This is a genomic window from Rufibacter psychrotolerans, assembly GCF_016924645.1.
Lineage (GTDB): Bacteria > Bacteroidota > Bacteroidia > Cytophagales > Hymenobacteraceae > Nibribacter > Nibribacter psychrotolerans.
Genome location: NZ_JAFFJV010000004.1, coordinates 1 through 20,983 on the forward strand (window position 1 = coordinate 1; position 20,983 = coordinate 20,983).

The window sequence follows — 20,983 nt, forward strand, 5'->3', positions numbered from 1 at the left end:
GGTCTGCGGCTGGGTTCCGATGGTGCCGGTGCGGGCGGCGGACACGCAGGTGGTCCCCTTCACGCGGGCGGTGACGCTGTAGCTGCTGCCGGCGGCCAGGGCGGAGAAGGTCACCTGGTCGGTGAAGGCGCCCCCGTTGAGGCTGTACTCGTAGTCAACCCCGCCGCCGTCCAGCGGGGAGGTCACCGTCAGGCTGCCCGTGGCCACCTCGCAGGTCGGGTGGGTCACGCTCACGGTCGGCTGGGCGGCGGTCTGCGGCTGAGGGTTAATGGTAGTTGTGGAGGCAGGTGAAATACAACCTGCAGCATTTTTTGATGTTACGGTGTAGGTGCCTGGGGCTAAATTGTTGAAAATAGCGTTAGGGTAGGATACGTAAGGCCCACCATTTAAACTGAAGGTTAACCCGGCTGTAGGTGAAGTGATAGCGATGCTGCCGGTTCCCACGGTACAGGTAGGATGTGTTGGTACCAGCACAGGTGGACCGGATGGAGTAGTAACAGGTATTGTAGTAGGCCTGCTGCATTTTGGATTTATCTTGTCGGGGTTAGCCAACATTTCGGCACAGGTATTTCTGTCTGTATCAGAAGCATCTGTCCAAGCTAGAAATACATTAGTTAGTCTTATGGTTGAGCCACACTCAAAAGGAATTTGTTGTCCTGGCACTGACCTTATTTGGCCTCCTTCCCATGGACCAGGTTCACAGCCATATATTTGCATGGTGGTAGGTGTTCCACCAGAAGGACTCGTAATCTCTACTGTTGCCCAATAAGTAAATGAACGCCTGGTAGATTCTGTTGTGTTTTGAACTTGTAACACTAAAGTTTCAAGTAAATTCTCTCCTGTTTCGCAATCGGCGCAAGGTTCCCCCAAGGTGGCACTTATTACCTGCATGTCGTTTGCAACGCATTTGGTGTCAGGAGCTGGGAAAGTTTGTCCAACAGCTGTTCCTGAGTAAAAAAGCAGGGAACAGAGCAGTGCCATGACGTACCGCCATAGCCCTAGTGATTGTTTCACTAGCACGTTCTCCGTCCAACAAGTGTAATTGTAAGAATTAACCATGATACTTGATTTAATGTGTGGTTGTTTGATTGGATGAGTTAGAGAAAAGCACTGAACACTTACCCTGTGAAGGAAAGTGTCAGACATGGCGGGGTGGGTACTGGTTTTACCAGTACTGGATCAATAGAAAGGCTGTGATGACATCAAGTAGTAATTCCCTTACCGATAAAGCGGATTGGTCTTGTATCTAGGTGCTTTGCTGGTCAGGACTTTGATCAGAGGGTACCTAGTAAATTGCATTGCAAGCCAATGTTTCACTTCATCTCTAAGAAGGTAGAGCCAGAATGCGGGGGAATTAAGAAGGAAATCGCTCTATCATACCGGTGTGCGGATTAATGGATAGAGAAAGGTTGCTTCAATTTTAATAGCTGTGCTATACTCCTGCATAGCCTACTATCCTCTACTTGGGCAAAGCGTATTATAGAAAGCTCGCTGTTTGAAAGAATGACCAAAGATATACTTTCAGATTATGTTAAACAATAGAAAAGTATAAAATTATATTTTAATAATTATATAAACTTAATTCGCAAGCAGCTCCTGGATTTTAAGCTTTTTGTATATTTATTGGATAGCTTCAAAAGATACCTAATCCATTGAGGGATGACTTAGTTGGATTTTATGTAAATGAAACCACTTCTGGTAAGTTTTTGCTGTTATTTTAACAAGTTGTCTTAAAAACGCAGAACGATAAGCTGTATGCGTATTGCTGTTCTTTTCTAAGATCATGCGTAGCATCTGAATTTGCTCTGCTAAACGTTGGTCTTGAGCAGCCAATCTGGTTAAAAAGCTATCCTACTTCTGGTTTTACTGCCTATCCATGGTCCGCAGGTTTTCGCTCTGGGCAGCCCATACTAGTGACGGGTGTGTTTCTAAGGCAATTTCTGGAAAATAGGCCGAAAACGCAGGCGGGGTGGAGGAGAGTAAACCATAAATGGCCTGGGATTTCCCTGAAACTTACAACAGCAGGAGCGCCCAAGCTGGTAGAACTTGGGCAGGGTCTAATACCAGAGGCAGGAAGGGGAGGGTGCCAGGTATGACGTATCAGACGGGGTGAAAAGCAAAAAAGGCCTCCAGGCAAGATGCTGAAAGGCCTTTTTGGGTGGTAGCGGGGAGCAGAATCGAACTGCCGACCTTAGGGTTATGAATCCTACGCTCTAACCATCTGAGCTACCCCGCCGAATTGTGGTGCAAATGTAGGGGAAAGATTTATAACCGCGCAAGTTTTTTTGTATAAAATATTTTCCTTTACTTGAGAAGCATAACCGTTCCCCGACCTAAACTACTTACGCCCTTTACCTTTATGCTTTATTGTCTATGAGTAAAATAAAGTTTATTAGAGAGTATCCGCTCAACGCCTCGGCTAAAATGCTCTACCCGTACCTGAGTACCGCCTCGGGCTTGCAACAGTGGCTGTGTGATGCCGCCCTTCAGCTGGGGGAGCGCCGCTACAATCTTGTCTGGGACAACCAGGACCACATTGCCGAGATGACCAGCCACCGCACCAACAAGTCGGTACGGTTCACTTTTCCGGGCACCAACAAGGGCACCCTGCATGACTGCAGCTACATTGACTTCTCCATTGAGACCAGTGAGCTCACCCAGGAACAATTTTTGCGCATTGTAGATTATACCGATGTAGGAGACGTGGAGCAATTGGCGGAGCTTTGGGACAATCAGGTGCTCACCTTGCGGGAGCTCATCGGGGGATAGCCTCCTTTTCGGGGCTTTTCGTAAATTTGGCCACTTTTCCTGGATACTACCCGTGCCGGTCCTGGCACCGGCACGGCAGGAGCGGCTTCAATGCATGAAAAAATTAGATAAACTTATTCTTAAGTCCTTTATAGGGCCTTTTGTACTCACCTTTGCCGTAGTTGAATTTATTCTGCTGCTCCAGATCATTCTTAAATACCTGGATGATCTGGTAGGGAAAGACCTAGGGGCTGGCGTGATCTCTGAGCTGCTGTTTTACTTCAGCCTAAACCTGGCCCCCATGGCCTTTCCCCTGGCCATTCTGCTTTCTTCGCTCATGACCTTCGGCAACCTGGGGGAGCACCATGAGCTAACGGCCATCAAAACCTCGGGCGTCTCCTTGGTGCGGGCCTTGCGGCCCGTGTTCTTCTTCGCCGTAATCCTTACGGTGGCCGCGTTCTTCTTCCACAACACCATTGTGCCCAAAGCCAACCTGCGGGCCTACAGCCTCATGTGGGACATCCGGCAGAAGAAACCTTCCCTTGACCTGAAGGAAGGCTCTTTCTACAACGGCTTGCCCAACCGCAGCATCAGGGTAGGCAAGAAGTTTGAAGACGGGCAAACCCTTAAGGACATCATGATCTATGATCACTCCAACGGGCAGGGCAACGCGGTGGTCATGCTGGCCGACTCAGGCAAGATGTACACCCAATACAACGACCAGTACCTGGTGCTGGAGATGTTCAACGGGAAAACCTTTGCCGAGGAGCGCCCCAGCAGCGCGAACGCCTACGGGCAGAACACCGGGTACCTGCGGCAGGCTTTCACCAAGAACAAGATTGTGGTCAATCTCTCTTCGTTTCAGATGACGCGCTCCAACGCCCAGTGGTTCGCCGACAACAAAATGATGAAGAACATTGACCAGCTTACTCAGGTAACCGATTCGCTGCAGAAGCAGATTGGCAAGGAGACCGAGTTGCTGGAGCCCAATGTGCGGCCTTTCTACTCGTACTTTCCTACCCTCAAAGCCACCGACACGCTAAAGATCAAGGCAGACTCCCTCAAGCTGCCCCTCGCCATTACCCTGCAGGACGTGCAGACCGCCGCCAACGCGGCCCGCAACGTGAAGAGCTTTACCAGCTCATACACCTCGCGGCTGAGTACCATTCAGCGGGAGCGCAACAACTATGAGATTGAGATCCACCGGAAGTTCACTCAGGCGTTTGCCTGCTTTATCATGTTCCTGATTGGGGCGCCGCTGGGGGCCATCATCCGTAAGGGCGGGTTGGGCATGCCGGTGATCATTTCCATCGCCTTCTTTATTGTGTACTACGTGCTCAGCATCCTGGGCGAGAAGTGGGGCCGGGAAGGGGTGGCGCCGGTGGCCCTGGGCATGTGGGCAGCCAACATGATCCTGCTGCCGGTGGGGCTTTTCTTCCTGGTGCAGGCCCGCAATGACTCCAACTTGCTGGAGTTTGACTTCTGGCGCAAGTTCACGGCCCGCCTGCGGCGCATGAAAGGGGTGTAGAAGAAATAAAGCGCAATAATCACGTAAAAATTTGAATATTGGCGTTTGTTTGCTAACTTTGCGCCTTATAATCTGAACTGCGATAAAAAAAGACAAGTACAGTTACACGCAATGAAATTAACTACCGAAGCGAAAAAAGAAATCTTCCAAACCAGCGGTTTTGCTAAGTCAGCCACCGATACCGGATCTGCTGAATCACAAATCGCCTTGTTTACTGCCCGGATTAACCACCTGACAGAGCACCTTAAATCCAACAAAAAAGACTTCTCCACGCGTTTGGGTCTTTTGAAGCTGGTAGGTAAGAGAAGAAGATTGCTGAATTACCTTACTAAAACAGACATTACGCGTTACCGCGCTATTATCGCTGAATTAGGCATTCGTAAATAACATCTATAGGAAGATTAGGGAATTCATAAACGGGATTCCCTAATCTTTTTTACAGCCTCCGCTTTCCCTTCTTTCTTAGCGCCCTTGGCTCTCTGCCTGTGGGTGCCTTTTACTTTGATTGCATCTTATATCAAGAACGATGTCATATAACGCTATAAATAAAACCATCCGCATGGCCAACGGCCGTGACATTACCATTGAAACCGGCAAGCTGGCCAAGCAGGCCGACGGCTCTGTGGTGGTAAAATGCGGAAACGCGATGCTGCTGGCCACTGTGGTCTCTAACAAGGAAGCCCGCGAAGGAGTGGACTTTCTGCCGCTTTCAGTAGACTACCAGGAGAAATTTGCCTCCTCCGGTAAAATCCCCGGCGGTTTCTTGAAAAGGGAAGCCCGCCTTTCTGACTATGAAATCCTGATCAGCCGTCTGGTGGACCGCATTTTGCGCCCCATGTTCCCAGACGATTACCACGCAGAAACCCAGGTGATCATCAACCTGATCTCTGCCGATTCTGAGATCCTGCCCGACGCATTAGCCGCTCTGGCTGCTTCTGCCGCTATCTCAGTGTCTGATATTCCGTTCAACGGTCCTATCTCTGAAGTACGCGTGGCCCGCATTGACGGCCAGTACCAGATCAACCCCTTGCTTTCTGACCTGAGCCGCGCCGACATTGACCTGATTGTAGGTGGCTCTGCCGACAGCGTGGCCATGGTGGAAGGTGAAATGAGCGAGGTGTCTGAAGAAGACATGCTGGAGGCCATCCGGGTGGCGCATGAAGCCATCAAAGGCCAGGTGCAAGCCCAAGTGGAACTGGCACAGGAAGTGGGCAACACCACCAAGCGCGAGTACAGCCACGAGACCAATGACCCAGAGCTGAAGGAGCTGATCTTTAAAGCCGTGTATGACAAGGCGTATCAGGTGGCTGCCTCCGGCAACAACGTAAAAGCCCAGCGCAAAGAAGCCTTCAAAGCCATTAAAGAGGAATTTGTGGCTTCCCTGCCCGAAGATCATACCTATGACGCTACCCTCATTGGCAAATACTTCCATGACGCCGAGAAAGAAGCCGTGCGTGATGCTGTCCTCAAAGAGCGCCGCCGTCTGGATGGCCGGGCCCTGGATGAAATCCGCCCGATCTGGTCTGAGGTGAACTACCTGCCGTCTGCCCACGGGTCAGCGGTGTTTACCCGCGGTGAGACGCAGTCCCTGACTACCGTTACCCTGGGTACCAAATTAGATGAGCAGATGATTGACGGAGCCATGTTCTCTGGCTTTAACAAGTTCATGCTGCACTACAACTTCCCGCCGTTCTCTACCGGTGAGGCCAAGCCAATGCGCGGTACCGGCCGGAGAGAAGTTGGGCACGGAAACCTGGCCATGCGTTCTTTGAAGAAAGTGCTGCCGCCGGAAGACGAGAATCCTTACACCATCCGTATCGTGTCTGATATCCTGGAGTCGAACGGTTCTTCTTCCATGGCAACCGTTTGTGCCGGTACCCTGGCGCTGATGGATGCCGGTATCCAGATCAAAGCTCCGGTGTCTGGGATTGCCATGGGCTTGATCATGGACGAGGAGACCGGTAACTTCGCCGTTCTTTCTGACATCCTGGGCGATGAAGACCACCTGGGTGACATGGACTTTAAAGTAACCGGTACTGCCAAAGGAATCACCGCTTGCCAGATGGACATTAAGGTAAAAGGTCTTTCCTTTGAGATCCTGGGCCAGGCCCTGGCGCAAGCCAGAAACGGCCGTCTGCACATCCTGGGCGAGATGAACAAAACCATCGCGCAGCCAAACCCAGACTTTAAGCCGCATACCCCACGTTCTCAGAACATCATCATTGACAAAGAATTCATTGGTGCCATCATTGGACCAGGCGGTAAAGTGATTCAGCAGATCCAGCGCGATTCTGGGGCGGTGATCCAGATTGAGGAGAAAAATGACAAAGGATACGTAAACGTGTTCGCCACGAACCAGGATGCCATGCAACTGGCCGTATCCAAGATCAAAGCCATTGTGGCCGTTCCAGAAGTGGGCGAGACCTACGTTGGTAAAGTAAAATCTATCCAGCCATACGGCGCCTTTGTGGAATTCATGCCTGGCAAAGACGGCTTGCTGCACATCTCTGAGGTGAAGTGGGAGCGTCTGGAAAGCATGGAAGGCGTGTTGGAGCTAGGCGAGGAAATCAAAGTGAAGCTGGTGGACGTTGATCCTAAGACCGGCAAGTTCAAGCTTTCCCGCAAGGCCCTGTTGCCAAAACCTGAGCGTCCGGAGTCTGCTCCTAAAAAAGCCTAACGTATTCCTCTCCATGACCCGGCTTTCCCCCTGCATCACAGGTGGGTTGGCCGGGTTTTGGGGCTTGTTTCTGAAAAGAAGCCCCAAAACCAAGGAGTTAGCAGGTGTTTTCACGTGAAGAGAACTTTTGGAGCCGGCAAGGGGTTATCCCTTCAGCCAACCAATACAGAGATTTACTAAGATAGATATACACTCCAATGAGACAGCTGAAAATAAGCAAGCAGATTACCAACCGTGAAAGCCAGTCCCTGGATAAGTACCTGCAGGAGATTGGAAAGGTGGACTTGCTCACCCCAGACGAGGAAGTAACGCTTGCCCAGCGCATCAGAGAAGGCGACCAGTTCGCCCTCGAGAAATTAACCAAAGCCAACCTGCGCTTCGTGGTGTCGGTGGCCAAGCAATACCAGAACCAGGGACTTTCCCTGGGTGATTTGATCAATGAAGGAAACCTGGGCTTGATCAAAGCCGCCAAGCGTTTTGACGAAACCCGCGGTTTTAAATTTATCTCGTACGCCGTATGGTGGATCCGTCAGTCAATTCTGCAGGCCTTGGCCGAACAGTCCCGGATTGTGCGCCTTCCTCTCAACCGCGTGGGCTCCCTGAACAAAATCTCCAAGTCTTTTTCAGAACTGGAGCAGAAGTTTGAGCGCGAGCCGTCTCCCGAAGAAATTGCCGAAGTACTGGAACTGACCACCGCCGAAGTGGTAGACACCCTGAAGATCTCGGGCCGTCACGTGTCGGTGGATGCGCCGTTCGTACAGGGCGAGGAAAACCGTCTATTAGACGTGCTGGAAAACGAAGACGAAGAGTCTCCGGACACCGGCCTCATGAACGACTCGCTGCGCAAGGAAGTACAGCGTGCCCTTTCTACCCTCACCAAGCGCGAGGCCGATGTGATCACGCTTTACTTCGGCCTGAACGGAGAGCACTCTCTTACCCTGGAGGAGATTGGCGAGAAGTTCAACCTGACTCGTGAGCGCGTGCGCCAGATCAAAGAGAAAGCCATCCGCCGCTTACGCCACACGTCCCGCAGCAAGGCCCTGAAGCCTTACCTGGGATAACGGAGAAATAGTATTTTCAAGGCCTTGGTTTCAGCAGAAGCCAAGGCTTTTTTTATGCCTTGGTTTACCTAAGTACTACTTTGGGTTGCGTTTTGGGCCTGATTTCATGAAAACAGGTCAAAAAAGTGCAGCAGCCGTTAAACCATGGGAACTACCGCTTGTCTAACCAGAGTTACACTAGAGGAGCGCAATAACCTTCCGCAGATTTCCTTCCTTTGGCCTGGCCGGCTGCAGACAACCCATTATGTGCAGTTGCTCACTTACAAGGTACCCGGGCCTGGAACGGGAGGTTGGCCGGGGCAGTATACTACCCCGCCGGTGTTTAAAATAATTTGTAATATTGCACTCCCAAATTATTACCAGATATGGAAAACCAAAAGGAGCGCGTAAAGTGCCTCATTATAGGTTCCGGCCCCGCCGGGTATACCGCCGCCATTTACGCCTCACGTGCCGGCCTGAAGCCGGTGATGTACCAGGGCTTGCAGCCGGGTGGTCAGTTGACCATTACCAATGACGTAGAAAATTACCCAGGATACCCGCAGGGCGTGAACGGTCCGCAGATGATGGAAGATTTCCGCCAGCAGGCCGAGCGTTTCGGGGCCGACATCCGCTATGGAATCGCCACCTCGGTTGATTTCTCGGGCAAACCCCACCGCGTGACCATTGACGAGCAGAAAGAGATTGAGGCCGATACCGTGATCATTGCCACCGGGGCTTCGGCCAAGTGGTTGGGTCTGGAGTCGGAGGCGCGCCTGAACGGGAGCGGGGTCTCTGCCTGCGCCGTGTGCGACGGCTTCTTTTACCGCGGCCAGGAAGTGGCCATTGTGGGCGCCGGTGACACCGCCTGCGAAGAAGCGCATTACCTGTCTAACCTTTGCTCTAAGGTGTACATGATTGTGCGCCGCGACGAGATGCGGGCCTCTACCATCATGCAGAACCGCGTGAAAAACACGCCTAACATTGAGATTCTCTGGAACAGCGTCACAGACGAGATCCTGGGCGAGCACGGGGTGGAAGGCGTACGCCTGAAGAACACCGTTACCGGAGAGACCAGCGAGATTGCGTTGAAAGGCTTCTTTGTGGCCATCGGCCACGAGCCCAACTCCAAGATCTTCCAGGCCTACCTGGAGCACGACGAGAGCGGCTACCTGAAGACCATTCCGGGCACTTCCAAAACCAACGTTGACGGCGTGTTTGCCTGCGGCGATGTGCAGGACAACGTGTACCGTCAGGCGGTGACCGCGGCCGGTACCGGGTGCATGGCCGCGCTGGACGCAGAACGCTACCTGGCCTCGCTGGAGGACCATTAAAAAAAGGGAGAACAAGCCGCTATGCGTTGCCCAGGCAATAAAATAGGGGCTTGTTCAGTTTTAAAGCCGAACCCAAGCTACTTTGGCTCCGGTGATTAATTGGATTAAATGTTTTTGAGAAAACTGCTTTTCTTTCTTTTGCTCGCCTGCCTGGGTTTTACGGGGCACGTGGCAGAGGCTCAGAAAAAAAGAACCAACCGAGACTTGTTCAAGCGGCGGGCTCCCAAAATCAAGCAGGTGAAGCCTGACAATACGGTGATCATCAAACAGGAGACCTCACAGGACAGCGACAAACCCAACCGGGCCGAGTTTACCCCGGTCAAGAAGCTCTCCATTGTGAGCGAAGACACCAGCTCGCTGGACCTGGGCGAGCAGAGCATCGTGGAGATTTCTGAGCAGGTGCAGATGGATGACAGCGTATGGGTGAAGATTGCCGCCTACTATGCCATCTGGGATACCCGCAACATCAACCCTTACCGCAAAGACGGCCGGCAGATTCAGGATACCATTGCCCTGAAACTGTATGACGCCAAGCACGGCTATGACATGCCCTTGGTGAAGACGCCGGTTACCTCAGACTTCGGGTTCAGGGGCTACCGCTGGCATTACGGCACAGACCTGGACCTGGACACGGGAGACTCGGTGAAGACCGCCTTTGACGGGGTGGTGCGTATTTCCAAGTGGGACGGCGGCGGCTACGGGAATTACCTGGTGGTGCGGCACGTGAACGGCCTGGAAACCCTGTATGGGCACCTGAGCAAACCCGTTGCCAAAGTAGGGCAGTTTGTGAAAGCCGGTGAGCTGATAGGCTGGGGCGGAAGCACCGGGCGCAGCTCGGGGCCGCACCTGCACTATGAGGTGCGCTACGAGGGCAATCCCATTGACCCCGAGGAACTGTACGACTTTCCCGAGTACCTGCTGAAAGGAGAGAGCTTCAAGATTACCTCAGCGCTCTTTAACTATTATAACCGGGCGAAGAAGAAGACTTCTTCCTCTGCCGCCAGCCGGGCCCGGAGAGCCGTTTACCACAAGGTGCGCAGCGGCGAGGTATTGGGGTCCATTGCCCGCAAGTACGGGGTGTCCGTTTCCCAGATTACCCGCTTAAACCGTATCACCACCAGAACTACCCTGCGTATAGGCCGCAGCCTACGTATCAAATAAAGAATTATGAAGCTTGACATACTGGCCTTCGCCTCGCATCCGGATGACGGAGAGCTGGGGTGCGTGGGCACCCTCCTGGCCCACAAGTCCCAGGGGAAAAAGATTGGCATAGTAGACCTCACCCGGGGCGAACTAGGCACCCGCGGCACGGTGGAAACTCGCGCCCAGGAAGCGGCTGATTCCGCGGCAATCCTGGGGTTGGATGCCCGCGAGAACCTGGGCCTTGCCGATGGTTTCTTCCGGAACGACGAGGAACACCAGCGCAAAGTCATCCAGGCCATTCGCAAATACCAGCCAGAGATTGTCCTGATGAATGCCGTACATGACCGCCACCCAGACCATGGGCGGGGCAGCGCCCTGGTCTCAGAGGCTTGTTTCTACTCGGGCTTACGGCAGATCAAAACCCAGGGACCAGAGGGAGAGGAGCAGGCGGCCTGGCGACCCAAAGCCGTGTACCATTACATCCAGGACCGCATGATTACCCCCGACCTGGTGGTGGACATCACCCCTTACTGGGAAAAGAAGGTAGAAGCGGTAAGGGCGTTTAAAACCCAGTTCTTCAGCCAGCAAAGCCCTGACAGCGATGAACCCGCCACCTATATTTCAACCCCGGAGTTTATGCGCTTCCTGGAGGCCAGGGCCTTGGAGTTCGGCCACGCCATTGGGGTGACCTATGGCGAAGGTTTCACCCGGGAACGGTTTATCGGCGTAAGGAACCTGTTTGATTTGATTTGAAACGGGAAGGTAGGTAGAGTTGCATAAGACCTTATAGATAAGTTAATTATGCCATCTAACTTGGTGCTTCCGATCCTGTAAGTACCCTAAAAGCAAGAGGCCCATCTACAGAGATGGGCCTCTTGCTTTTAGGGTACGTTTTAAGGTTGTTATATGAGAAACAGCCTTAAAACGGAGTTATCTATTAGTTCTAAACGCATCTATGGCGCGGAAGTTACTGCCGTGACTTACTACCCGGCAAGTCACGGAAGTGACTTCCGCGCCATAGATGTTGTGAGCAAAGGCAAAGGTTCTCCCAACCTCATCTGCCTAAGATCACAAATTCGGCTGAGATACGTCTGAAATGATCTGAGAACAAACCAACGCTGCAGGAGTCGTTTAGATTCTCCTATGTAGAAACAATCCCCTGTTTTCAGGCTGTTTTCCAGCAAACAGCCTGAAAACAGAATTACTTTAACCGGTTCTTGCGCCAGTCAGATATGCCTGTGGTGGTACCGCCCTGTGCGGCAGGAGCGGTGGTTGCTTTCTTCAGCTGGCCTGCGAACAGGGTCGCCAGCACGGCAGCAATTTCCTCCTCGTCCTGGCGCGGGGCGGCGCTTAGCACTGAAGGGTTCTGGAAGTACCGCTCAATGAACTTGGTGTCAAAGTTACCGGATCGGAACGCCTCATGCTCCATCACAAACTTCCCGAAGGGCAGGGTGGTTTCAATGCCGGTGATCTGGTACTCCTCAATGGCTCTGATCATTTTCTCAATGGCTTCCTGGCGGTCCTTGCCAAAGGTGACCAGCTTGGCGATCATGGGGTCATAGTAGATGGGAATCTCCATGCCTTCCTCAAAGCCATCGTCAACCCGCACGCCTAAGCCCTGGGGCCGTTTGTAGGTGGTGAGCGTTCCAATGTCTGGCAGGAAGTTGTTGGCCGGGTCCTCGGCGTACACGCGCAGCTCCAGGGCATGGCCGTTGATGGTAAGGTCTTCCTGCGAAAAGGAGAGAGGGTTACCTTCGGCAATCAAGATCTGTTCCTTCACCAGGTCCAGGCCGGTAATCTGCTCGGTGACCGGGTGCTCTACCTGCAGACGGGTGTTCATCTCCAGGAAGTAGAAGTTCATGTTTTCATCTAACAGGAACTCCACGGTGCCGGCCCCCACGTAGTCACAGGCCCGGGCCACGTCTACCGCGCAGCGGCCCATGGCGGCGCGCAGCTCGGGTGTAAGCACCGCCGAGGGCGCTTCCTCAATCACTTTCTGGTGGCGGCGCTGGATGGAGCACTCGCGCTCAAACAGGTGCACAATGTTGCCGTGGGTATCGCCCAGGACCTGTATCTCAATGTGGCGCGGCGACCCGATGTATTTCTCAATAAAGACCGAGCCGTTCCCGAAGGCCGAGGTGGCCTCGCTCACGGCCAACTGCATTTGCTCCTCAAACTCAGAAACGTGTTGTACCACGCGCATGCCTTTGCCGCCACCGCCTGCGCTGGCTTTGATGAGGATGGGGAAACCTACTTGGGTGGCAATTTCCTTGGCAGCCTCCACGTCGGTGATGGCGTACTCAGTGCCGGGTACCATGGGAATGTTGTACTGGGCCACGGCCGCTTTGGCCGCTAGCTTGCTTCCCATCAGTTCTATCGCCTCCGGCGATGGACCAATAAAGGTGATGCCGGCCTCCTGCACCTTTTGGGCGAATTCGGCGTTTTCAGACAGGAAACCGTAGCCGGGGTGAATGGCGTCAACGCCCAGGCGCTGGCACACCTCCAGAATCACGTCCATGCGCAGGTAAGAGGCGCTGGAGGCGGGTGGGCCCACGCACACGGCCTCGTCGGCGTAGCGCACGTGCAGGGCCTGGCGGTCGGCCTCAGAGTAAATGGCCACGGTTTTGATGCCCATCTCACGGGCAGAACGCATGACGCGGAGGGCAATCTCACCCCGGTTAGCAACCAGAAGCTTGGTGATTTTTCTCATGTAGGTGGATACAGTTCGGTTGGTTTTTCAAAGAACGGGCATTCCGGCCAAAGTTAAAAGGTCATTTTTTTGATCTAACTGGCACTACCTTTGTATTTGACTACAATCAATGTAAATTTGCCAACCTTTTAGGTCTTAATTTTTTGATTATAGTTGGGTGGGCACCACCCATCGCATCATTAACCGCCTTAACCCTATTTAAAGTGGATTTATTTGAAAAGTTATTAGCCAACCGTGGACCGCTTGGCAGCCATTCCCATTATGCACACGGGTATTTTACTTTCCCTAAGTTAGAAGGAGAAATTGCTCCCCGCATGACCTTCAGAGGCAAGCAGGTGCTTACCTGGAGCTTGAACAACTACTTAGGCCTGGCCAACCACCCCGAGGTGCGTAAAGTAGATGCTGAGGCAGCCGCTGAGTACGGGATGGCTTTACCAATGGGCGCCCGGATCATGTCTGGTAACTCTAATAACCACGAGCGTTTAGAAAGCGAACTGGCCGAGTTTGTGCAGAAGGAAGATGCCTTTTTGCTCAACTTCGGGTATCAGGGCGTGGTGTCTATCATTGATGCCCTGGTAGACCGCCACGACGTGATTGTGTACGATGCCGAGTCGCACGCCTGTATCATTGACGGAGTGCGTCTGCACCAGGGCAAGCGTTTTGTGTACCAGCACAACGACATGGAGAGCCTGGAGAAACAACTGCAGCGCGCCACCCGCCTCACCAACGAAACCGGTGGTGCCATTCTGGTGATCACCGAGGGGGTGTTTGGCATGAGCGGCAACCTGGGCAAGCTGAAAGAAGTGGTAGCCCTGAAGGAGAAATACAGCTTCCGCCTGTTCATTGACGATGCGCACGGCTTTGGTACCATGGGCGCCACCGGAGCTGGTACCGGCGAGCACCTGGGCGTGCAGGACGGCATTGACATCTATTTCTCCACCTTCGCCAAGTCTATGGCCAGCATTGGGGCGTTTGTGGCCAGCAATGAGCAGGTAATTGAGTACCTGCGCTACAACATGCGCTCGCAGACCTACGCCAAGTCGCTGCCTATGCCGCTGGTGGTAGGGGCCCTGAAGCGCCTTGAACTGCTGCGCACCAAGCCAGAACTGAAGGAGAACCTCTGGAAAGTGGTGAACGCCCTGCAGTCTGGTTTGCGCGAGAAAGGCTTCAACATTGGCACTACCCAGTCGCCAGTGACGCCGGTGCTGCTGAATGGCCAAATCCCTGACGCTACGGCACTTACGCTGGACCTGCGCGAGAACTACAACATTTTCTGCTCTATTGTGGTGTACCCGGTGGTGCCTAAAGATGTGATCATGCTGCGCCTGATTCCTACGGCCGTGCACACCATGGAAGACGTGGCCGAAACCATTGCCGCGTTTGAGGCCATCTCTGCCAAGTTAGATAAAGGACTTTATACTAAATCTTCGGTAGCGGTCTAGAAACAGACTTCTTTAATAAAATAATACAACTGCTTATTTTTTTGCACCTTATTTTATAATTCCTATATTAGAGCCATTAAACGAAATGTTAAACCATTAAAACAAGCTCTAATGAACAATTTTTCCAAACTTAAGGATCTGGTTCTTTCTCTGGAGAGTGACTTCGAGAAATTCTACGAGAAGAAGAATTCAGCTGCCGGTACCCGTGTTAGAAAAGGCATGCAGGATCTGAAGAACATGGCTCAGGATATCCGCAAGGAAGTTCAGGACATGAAGAACAGCGAAAGCGCTGCCAAATAAAATAAGTTGCTGTGAAATAAGATATTATAGAAAAAGGTGGGCCCCAAAGCCCACCTTTTTCTATAGAACCATACATATAAAAAAACCTCTGTTTTGGGCCAGTTTCCTAGAAAATCGGCCCAAAACAGAGGTTTTCTGTTTAACTAAATGGGAGGGAGATGAGCCTACTCCACCGCTTTTACCAGGTAGTAGTTTTTCTTGCCTTTCTGCACCACCAGGTACTTGCCCTGCAGCAGGTCCTGGGTAAGGGCCTCGTCTGGCTTGGCTACTTTCTGGCGGTTAATGCTCACGCCGCCGTTCTGAATCATTTTTTTCGCTTCGCCCTTTGACTCGAAGATCTGGTTCTGGGTAAGCTCAGAAAGGAAGTCCACGGCTTGGGTTCCGTTTGCCAACTGATCTCTAGGAACCTCAATCTGCGGCACGCCTTCAAACACGGCCAGCAGGGTTTGCTCTGGCAAATTGCGCAGGGTCTCCAGGTCGCCTTTCCCGAACAGGATCTGCGATGCCTCCACGGCGCTCTCGTACTCTTCTTTGGAGTGCACGGTGGTGGTGACCTCGCGGGCCAGAGCTTTCTGCATCACGCGCAGGTGGGGGGCCTGTTGGTGCTCGGCTACCAGGGCGGCAATCTCTTCCTGCGGCAGCAGGGTAAAGCGCTTTACCAGGTTTTCGGCCTCTTCATCGGCTACGTTGAGCCAGAACTGGTAGAACTTATACGGGCTGGTCATGGTGGGGTCCAGCCACACGTTGCCGCTCTCAGATTTCCCGAACTTGCTGCCATCGGCTTTGGTCACCAGCGGCGTGGTCAGGGCATAGGCCTTGCCGCCTTCCATGCGGCGGATCAGCTCGGTACCCGAGGTAATGTTGCCCCACTGGTCAGAGCCGCCCATCTGCAGGCGCACGTTCTTGTGCTTGTACAGGTGGTAGTAGTCGTAACCCTGCAGCAGTTGGTAGGAGAACTCGGTGAAGGAAAGGCCCTCGGCGCCGTTCTCGCCTTCCTGGGCGGTAATGCGCTTCTGCACCGACTCTTTCTTCATCATGTAGTTCACCGTGAGGTGCTTGCCCACCTGGCGCAGGAAGTCCAGGAACGAGAACTCCTTGAACCAATCGTAGTTGTTCACGATCTCGGCGGCATTGGCCACGCCGTCAAACTGCAGGAATTTCTCCAACTGCTTCTGGATGCCTTCCTGGTTGGCCCGCAGCACGTCCTCAGACAGCAGGTTGCGCTCCGCCGATTTCCCCGAGGGGTCCCCGATCATGCCCGTGGCGCCGCCCACCAGGGCGATGGGCTTGTGGCCGGCCCGCTGCAGGTGCACCAGCAGCATGATGGTGGCCAGATTACCGATGTGCAGAGAGGAGGCGGTAGGGTCAAACCCAATATAGGCAGTGGTCATGCCTGCGTTGAGTTGGTCTTCGGTGCCGGGCATGGTGTCCTGCAACATGCCGCGCCAACGCAGTTCTTCAATTAAATTCATGTGGCTTCAAATTTACGTGCGCCAAAGATAGCAGGGGCGGGGGTTACTTGCCAGTGGTTCGTGATTAGTTTTTAGGGGAAGCTGCCAGATGAAAATGGTAGTTCCTGCCCCAGGAAAGTAAGCTGCCTGCATTTGTGATTTCATGCTCTTTTTGTGAAAAGTGCCTGAAAACGGAAAATCTGGAGGTCTTGAACAGGGCACACTAATCACGAACAACTAACAACTGAAAACTAAAAAAGGGTACCTTTGGGGTTCAGAAGCATTGAACATCCCATCCCAGATCTTTCCATGGCGCTTACCGCAGAAGACATCCTGAAGCAACTCAAGAACCGGGAATTTGCCCCGGTGTATTTCCTGCAGGGCGATGAGCCTTACTACATTGACCTGATCTCTGACTATGTTGAAGCCCACGCGCTCAATGACATGGAGAAGGGCTTTAACCAGGTGGTGATGTACGGCAAAGACACCGATGTGCCCACCGTGCTCCTGCAGGCCAAGCGCTTCCCCATGATGTCTGACCGGCAGGTGGTGATTGTGAAGGAAGCCCAGAACCTGCCCAACCTGGAGGCCGACCCCGAGAAAGACCCCGCCGCCAAACAGCTGGAGGCGTACCTCACCAACCCGCTGCCCTCTACCATTCTGGTGTTCTGCCACAAGCACAAAACCGTGGACGGCCGCAAGCGCCTGGGGAAACTGCTGAGCAAGCAGGCCGTGTTCCTCACCACCAAGAAGCTCTATGACAACCAGGTGCCCGGCTGGATCACCCAACACATCAAAAGCAAGAACCTGCTGGCCACCCCGCAGGCGGTGATGATGCTGGCCGAATACATTGGCTCAGACCTATCGCGTTTGGCCAATGAAATAGAAAAACTGGCCATCAACCTGAAGCCCGGGCAAACCATAGACGAGGGCCTGGTGCAGGAGAACATCGGCATCAGCAAGGAATACAACATTTTTGAACTGCAGAATGCGCTCATCCGGCAAGACGTGCTCAAGGCCAACCGCATCCTCAACTACTTTGAGTCAAACCCCAAAGACAATCCGCTCATCCCCAACCTGGTCTTGCTGTTCTCGTTTTTCACCAAACTGATGACGCTGCACCTGTTGCCCCAGATTACCGAGCAGACGGTAGCCAAGGAACTGGGGAACCGGGCGTTCCTGGCCAAGGAGTACCTGCTGGCCCTACGGGCGTACCCGTACCGGCGCGTGCTCCAGATCATTACCTTTATTCACCTGGCAGATCTGCAGAGCAAGGGCATTGAAGGCGGCTCCCTCACAGATGCGGCCATTCTGAAGGAGCTGGTCTTTAAAATCCTGCACCCGGTACCGGTGCTGCGCTAATTCTTGTTTTGGGGCCGCTTTCGGGAAATAGGGCCCAAAACGAGAATTTTTGTAGCGGGCTTAAATGCTAAAATTACTATATACACGTTTGCACCAAGTGGGTGGCCCCATAATTTAAGCTGCCGCTTACCCGCATTTTTTTCTAAATTTGAAGGACAGGCTAGTCGTGACACCGCAAAACTGCTTTCTATTTGCCGGCTGCCTAAAGCCTAATTAACTATGAAACTACCGCACAAGTTAGCCTTGGCTACCGCCTTGCTGGGAGGGGCTCAAGTGGCGCACGCGCAACAGCCCTTGACCTTCCGCTCAGAAGAGCGCTTCTTTCAGGAAGGACTGGAGTTGTATGACCGCGCCAAGTACGGGGCTGCCCAACAGGCCTTCGCTGAGTACATCCGGCTCATCAATGACCCGCAGAAAACCGCCGACGCGCAGTACTACTACGCCATCAGTGGCCTGCACCTGTTCCACCCCGATGCCGAGCAACTGGTGCTGCAGTTCGCCTCACGGTACCCGGCGCACCCCAAGGCAGCCACCGCGTTCTTTGAGCTGGGTACGTCCTTCTTTGACAGTAAGAACTACGACAAGGCCATAGAGTACCTGGAGAAAGCCCCCGCCGACCGGTTGGATGAGGCCCAGTTGCGCGAGTCTGACTTCAAACTGGGGTATTCTTATTTCACCAAGAAGAACTACACCAAAGCCAAGCAACTGTTTGACCGCAACAAGCGGGGCACCCATGCGTATTCGCACGCCTCCAGCTACTACGCCGGGTACCTGGCCTACCGCGAGGGAGACTACATTGGGGCCAAGCTGGACCTGAAAGTGGCCGAGCAGCACGAGCATTACCGTACCGCGGTGCCGTACATGCTTACCGAAGTGCTCTATAAAGAGAAGAACTTCCAGGAGGTGATCAGCTACGGCGAAAAGTCGCTGGGCATGACGCCGCGGGTGCAGAACCCCGAGGAGATTGAGTTGCTGGTGGGCGATGCCTACTTCCAAAGCAATGATTTCCAGTCGGCCTCCAAGTACTTCAGGAACTACGCCAAGGGCAAGAAGACGCTGGACAAGACGGTGCAGTACAAAATGGGAATCGCCGACTACAAGAACAACGATTTCAAGAGCGCCATCCAAAACCTGAAAGCCGTTGCCTTCCACTCCGACTCGCTGGGGCAGAATGCCTCCTACCACCTGGGGTTGAGCTACCTGAAAGACAATAACAAGCAGTTTGCCCTGGGCGCCTTTGACCAGGCCCGCAAACTCAGCATTGACAAGAATGTAAAGGAGGGAGCCACCGTGAAGTACGCCCAGATCAATTATGACTTGGGGAACTTCTCAGAAGTGATTAACTCTCTGGCTTCGTTCGGAAAAGACTACCCCGATTCAAGGTTCAGTGACGAGGTAGACGACCTGCTCAGCGAGGCGTACCTGAACTCCAGCAACTACCTGGAGGCCATCCAGCACATTGAGAAGCTGCCCAGACGCAGCCACCGCATCAACGAGACCTATCAGCGGGTAACCTATTACCAGGCGGTAAAACTGTACAACGACCAGCTGTTTCAGCAGGCCGTGGCCATGCTGGACAAATCACTGGGCTTCCCCTATGACAAAGAGATCCAGGCGGGCAGCAATTTCCTGAAGGGCGAAGCCTACTCCATTGGGCAGCGCTGGCCCCAGGCCATCAACAGCTACGGCGCCGTGTTCCAGACGCCCAACTCGGGCCGCACTGAGTTTTACGTGAAGTCGCGCTATGGCATCGGCTACGCCTATTATAATGAGAAGCAGTACGACAAAGCCCTGGTGCACTTCAAGGCCTACCTGAACGACAACACCATCAAAGCCGGCAACCCCAACTACACCGACGCCATGATCCGGCTGGCCGACTGCTACTACGTGACCAAGGATTACGCGCAGGCGCTGGACTATTATGACCAGGCCCTGGCCGCCCGTACACCGGACGCCGATTACGTGCACTTCCAGAAAGGAGTGGTCTATAACCTGACCAACCGCCGCGACCAGGCGATACAGAGCCTGAACACCCTCTTGAAATCTTTCCCCCGGTCGCGCTACGCCGATGACGCCGTGTACCAGAAGGGGATTATTGATTTTGAGAACTCCAACTACGCCCCGGCCATTGCCTCGTTCAGCGACCTGATTGACAACCGCAGCGGCAGCAGCCTGGTGCCCAATGCCCTGCAAAAGCGGGGAGTAGCCTACATGAACCTCCGTCGCCAGAATGAGGCCATTGCTGACTTTAAGCGGGTAATTGATCAGTATCCTACCAATCCCATCGCTAACAATGCCTTGTATAGCTTGCAGGAAGCCTTGGGGGCCGCCAACCAGACCGAGCAACTGGATACGTATCTGGAGAAATACAAAGCGGCCAACCCAGAAAGCAATGCCACCGAAAGCGTTGAGTTTGAGGCTGCCAAGTCGCTTTACTTCAATGAGAAGTACAAGCAGGCCATTCCTAAGTTTGAGGCGTTCCTGAAGAGCTATCCGGCCAGTGCCTCGGTGGCCAATGCCCGCTACTTCCTGGGTGACTCATACTACCGCAGCGGCGACAAGGCCAGTGCCTTGCGCAGCCTGAAGGAAGTGGCCATTGAAGGAAAGTCGGAGTACCTGAGCCGGGCCGTGCAGCGCGTGGCTGACATGGAGTACGAGAACGGCAACTATACGGAGGCTGCCAACTTCTACTCCCGCCTGCGTGACCTGGCGGTGAACAAGAAGGAGCAGGCCAATGCCTTGATGGGCTTGATGAAGAGCTTCTACTACACCAATGACTTCAACAACACCATTCTGATTGCCGATGAACTGATTGCCCGCGGCAATGCCACGCTCAACGCCTACAACTCGGCGCTGCTGTACAGAGGCAAGGCCAGCTATGCGCTGGGCCGCTTAGATCAGGCCGCCAAGGAGTTCCAGACGGCGTCTACGTCGGCTACCGACGTGAACGGGGCAGAGGCGCACTACCTGCTGTCTGAGATCTACTTCAAGCAGAAAAAGTACAAAGAGGCGTTAGATCATGCTTTTGAATTCAGCAACACCTTTGGGGACTATGACCTGTGGCTGGGCAAGACCTTCCTGCTCATTGCTGATGTCTACATAGCCCAAAACGAGGCCTTCCAGGCCAAGGCTACCCTGAACTCCATCATTGAGAACTCTCCGCTGGAAGAGATCAAAACCGAGGCCCGGACCAAACTGGGCGAGCTGGAAAACAGCGTGATACCGTCTAACACCCCTAACAACAACTAAGA

14 protein-coding genes, 1 tRNA gene and 1 pseudogene are annotated in these 20,983 nt (G+C 53.4%); 12 read left to right on the forward strand and 4 right to left on the reverse strand.

Going from position 1 to position 20,983, the window contains the following annotated elements; all coding sequences use genetic code 11:
- Both JT718_RS04455 and JT718_RS04460 read right to left on the reverse strand, forming a co-directional pair.
- Positions 1–474 (reverse strand): annotated as a pseudogene (locus JT718_RS04455) (hypothetical protein); the annotation flags it as partial.
- Positions 475–2,159: 1,685 nt separating this feature from the next.
- Positions 2,160–2,236: transfer RNA gene (locus JT718_RS04460), tRNA-Met, on the reverse strand.
- 137 nt (positions 2,237–2,373) lie between these two features.
- Here JT718_RS04460 and JT718_RS04465 point away from each other — a divergent pair.
- From JT718_RS04465 to bshB1, 8 genes are all read left to right on the forward strand, one after another.
- Positions 2,374–2,769 carry an START-like domain-containing protein gene (locus tag JT718_RS04465; protein WP_205500676.1) on the forward strand — a complete coding sequence of 132 codons (396 nt, stop codon included), beginning with the start codon at positions 2,374–2,376 and terminating at the stop codon, positions 2,767–2,769.
- 94 nt (positions 2,770–2,863) lie between these two features.
- The gene (locus JT718_RS04470) at positions 2,864–4,276 is read left to right on the forward strand and encodes an LptF/LptG family permease (RefSeq protein WP_205500677.1); all 1,413 of its coding nucleotides are present in this window, start codon (positions 2,864–2,866) and stop codon (positions 4,274–4,276) included.
- Positions 4,277–4,387: 111 nt separating this feature from the next.
- Complete coding sequence (gene rpsO / locus JT718_RS04475) at positions 4,388–4,663, forward strand: 30S ribosomal protein S15 (RefSeq protein ID WP_205500678.1); 276 nt, start codon at positions 4,388–4,390, stop codon at positions 4,661–4,663.
- Positions 4,664–4,802: 139 nt separating this feature from the next.
- Positions 4,803–6,953 carry a polyribonucleotide nucleotidyltransferase gene (gene pnp, locus JT718_RS04480; RefSeq protein WP_205500679.1) on the forward strand — a complete coding sequence of 717 codons (2,151 nt, stop codon included), beginning with the start codon at positions 4,803–4,805 and terminating at the stop codon, positions 6,951–6,953.
- Between the two features lie 197 nt (positions 6,954–7,150).
- Positions 7,151–8,014, forward strand: a complete 864-nt coding sequence (locus tag JT718_RS04485; RefSeq protein ID WP_048920485.1) for a sigma-70 family RNA polymerase sigma factor — start codon at positions 7,151–7,153, stop codon at positions 8,012–8,014.
- A 365-nt stretch (positions 8,015–8,379) separates the two neighbouring features.
- Positions 8,380–9,324, forward strand: a complete 945-nt coding sequence (gene trxB / locus JT718_RS04490) for a thioredoxin-disulfide reductase (protein ID WP_205500680.1) — start codon at positions 8,380–8,382, stop codon at positions 9,322–9,324.
- Positions 9,325–9,561: 237 nt separating this feature from the next.
- Positions 9,562–10,485, forward strand: a complete 924-nt coding sequence (locus JT718_RS04495; protein WP_317195476.1) for a peptidoglycan DD-metalloendopeptidase family protein — start codon at positions 9,562–9,564, stop codon at positions 10,483–10,485.
- Positions 10,486–10,491: 6 nt separating this feature from the next.
- Entirely contained in the window at positions 10,492–11,220 is a 729-nt protein-coding gene (gene bshB1, locus JT718_RS04500; RefSeq protein WP_205500681.1) for a bacillithiol biosynthesis deacetylase BshB1, read from the forward strand.
- 448 nt (positions 11,221–11,668) lie between these two features.
- Here the strand turns inward: bshB1 and accC are convergent, their stop codons facing one another.
- On the reverse strand, positions 11,669–13,177 hold the full coding sequence (accC, locus tag JT718_RS04505; RefSeq protein ID WP_205500682.1) for an acetyl-CoA carboxylase biotin carboxylase subunit: 1,509 nt from the start codon (positions 13,175–13,177) through the stop codon (positions 11,669–11,671).
- A gap of 203 nt (positions 13,178–13,380) precedes the next feature.
- On the opposite strand from accC, the gene JT718_RS04510 reads away from it, so the two are divergent.
- Complete coding sequence (locus JT718_RS04510) at positions 13,381–14,619, forward strand: aminotransferase class I/II-fold pyridoxal phosphate-dependent enzyme (protein ID WP_205500683.1); 1,239 nt, start codon at positions 13,381–13,383, stop codon at positions 14,617–14,619.
- Positions 14,620–14,730: 111 nt separating this feature from the next.
- Positions 14,731–14,919, forward strand: coding sequence for a BF3379 family histone-like protein (locus JT718_RS04515; protein ID WP_205500684.1), 189 nt, complete (start codon positions 14,731–14,733; stop codon positions 14,917–14,919).
- Positions 14,920–15,083: 164 nt separating this feature from the next.
- Here JT718_RS04515 and tyrS read toward each other — a convergent pair whose 3' ends face one another.
- The gene (tyrS, locus tag JT718_RS04520; protein ID WP_205500685.1) at positions 15,084–16,391 is read right to left on the reverse strand and encodes a tyrosine--tRNA ligase; all 1,308 of its coding nucleotides are present in this window, start codon (positions 16,389–16,391) and stop codon (positions 15,084–15,086) included.
- Between the two features lie 288 nt (positions 16,392–16,679).
- Between tyrS and holA the strand changes: the two genes are divergently transcribed.
- Both holA and JT718_RS04530 read left to right on the forward strand, forming a co-directional pair.
- Positions 16,680–17,732 carry a DNA polymerase III subunit delta gene (gene holA, locus JT718_RS04525; RefSeq protein WP_205500686.1) on the forward strand — a complete coding sequence of 351 codons (1,053 nt, stop codon included), beginning with the start codon at positions 16,680–16,682 and terminating at the stop codon, positions 17,730–17,732.
- A gap of 219 nt (positions 17,733–17,951) precedes the next feature.
- Positions 17,952–20,981, forward strand: a complete 3,030-nt coding sequence (locus JT718_RS04530; protein ID WP_205500687.1) for a tetratricopeptide repeat protein — start codon at positions 17,952–17,954, stop codon at positions 20,979–20,981.
- The last annotated feature ends 2 nt before the right edge of the window (positions 20,982–20,983 follow it).

Bases quoted from the DNA above. Each gene is read 5' to 3' on its own strand.
- JT718_RS04530 (WP_205500687.1), top strand. From the start codon at position 17,952: ATGAAACTACCGCACAAGTTAGCCTTGGCTACCGCCTTGCTGGGAGGG.
- holA (WP_205500686.1), top strand. From the start codon at position 16,680: ATGGCGCTTACCGCAGAAGACATCCTGAAGCAACTCAAGAACCGGGAA.
- JT718_RS04470 (WP_205500677.1), top strand. From the start codon at position 2,864: ATGAAAAAATTAGATAAACTTATTCTTAAGTCCTTTATAGGGCCTTTT.
- bshB1 (WP_205500681.1), top strand. From the start codon at position 10,492: ATGAAGCTTGACATACTGGCCTTCGCCTCGCATCCGGATGACGGAGAG.
- JT718_RS04515 (WP_205500684.1), top strand. From the start codon at position 14,731: ATGAACAATTTTTCCAAACTTAAGGATCTGGTTCTTTCTCTGGAGAGT.
- rpsO (WP_205500678.1), top strand. From the start codon at position 4,388: ATGAAATTAACTACCGAAGCGAAAAAAGAAATCTTCCAAACCAGCGGT.
- JT718_RS04465 (WP_205500676.1), top strand. From the start codon at position 2,374: ATGAGTAAAATAAAGTTTATTAGAGAGTATCCGCTCAACGCCTCGGCT.
- pnp (WP_205500679.1), top strand. From the start codon at position 4,803: ATGTCATATAACGCTATAAATAAAACCATCCGCATGGCCAACGGCCGT.
- JT718_RS04485 (WP_048920485.1), top strand. From the start codon at position 7,151: ATGAGACAGCTGAAAATAAGCAAGCAGATTACCAACCGTGAAAGCCAG.
- accC (WP_205500682.1), bottom strand. From the start codon at position 13,177: ATGAGAAAAATCACCAAGCTTCTGGTTGCTAACCGGGGTGAGATTGCC.
- trxB (WP_205500680.1), top strand. From the start codon at position 8,380: ATGGAAAACCAAAAGGAGCGCGTAAAGTGCCTCATTATAGGTTCCGGC.
- tyrS (WP_205500685.1), bottom strand. From the start codon at position 16,391: ATGAATTTAATTGAAGAACTGCGTTGGCGCGGCATGTTGCAGGACACC.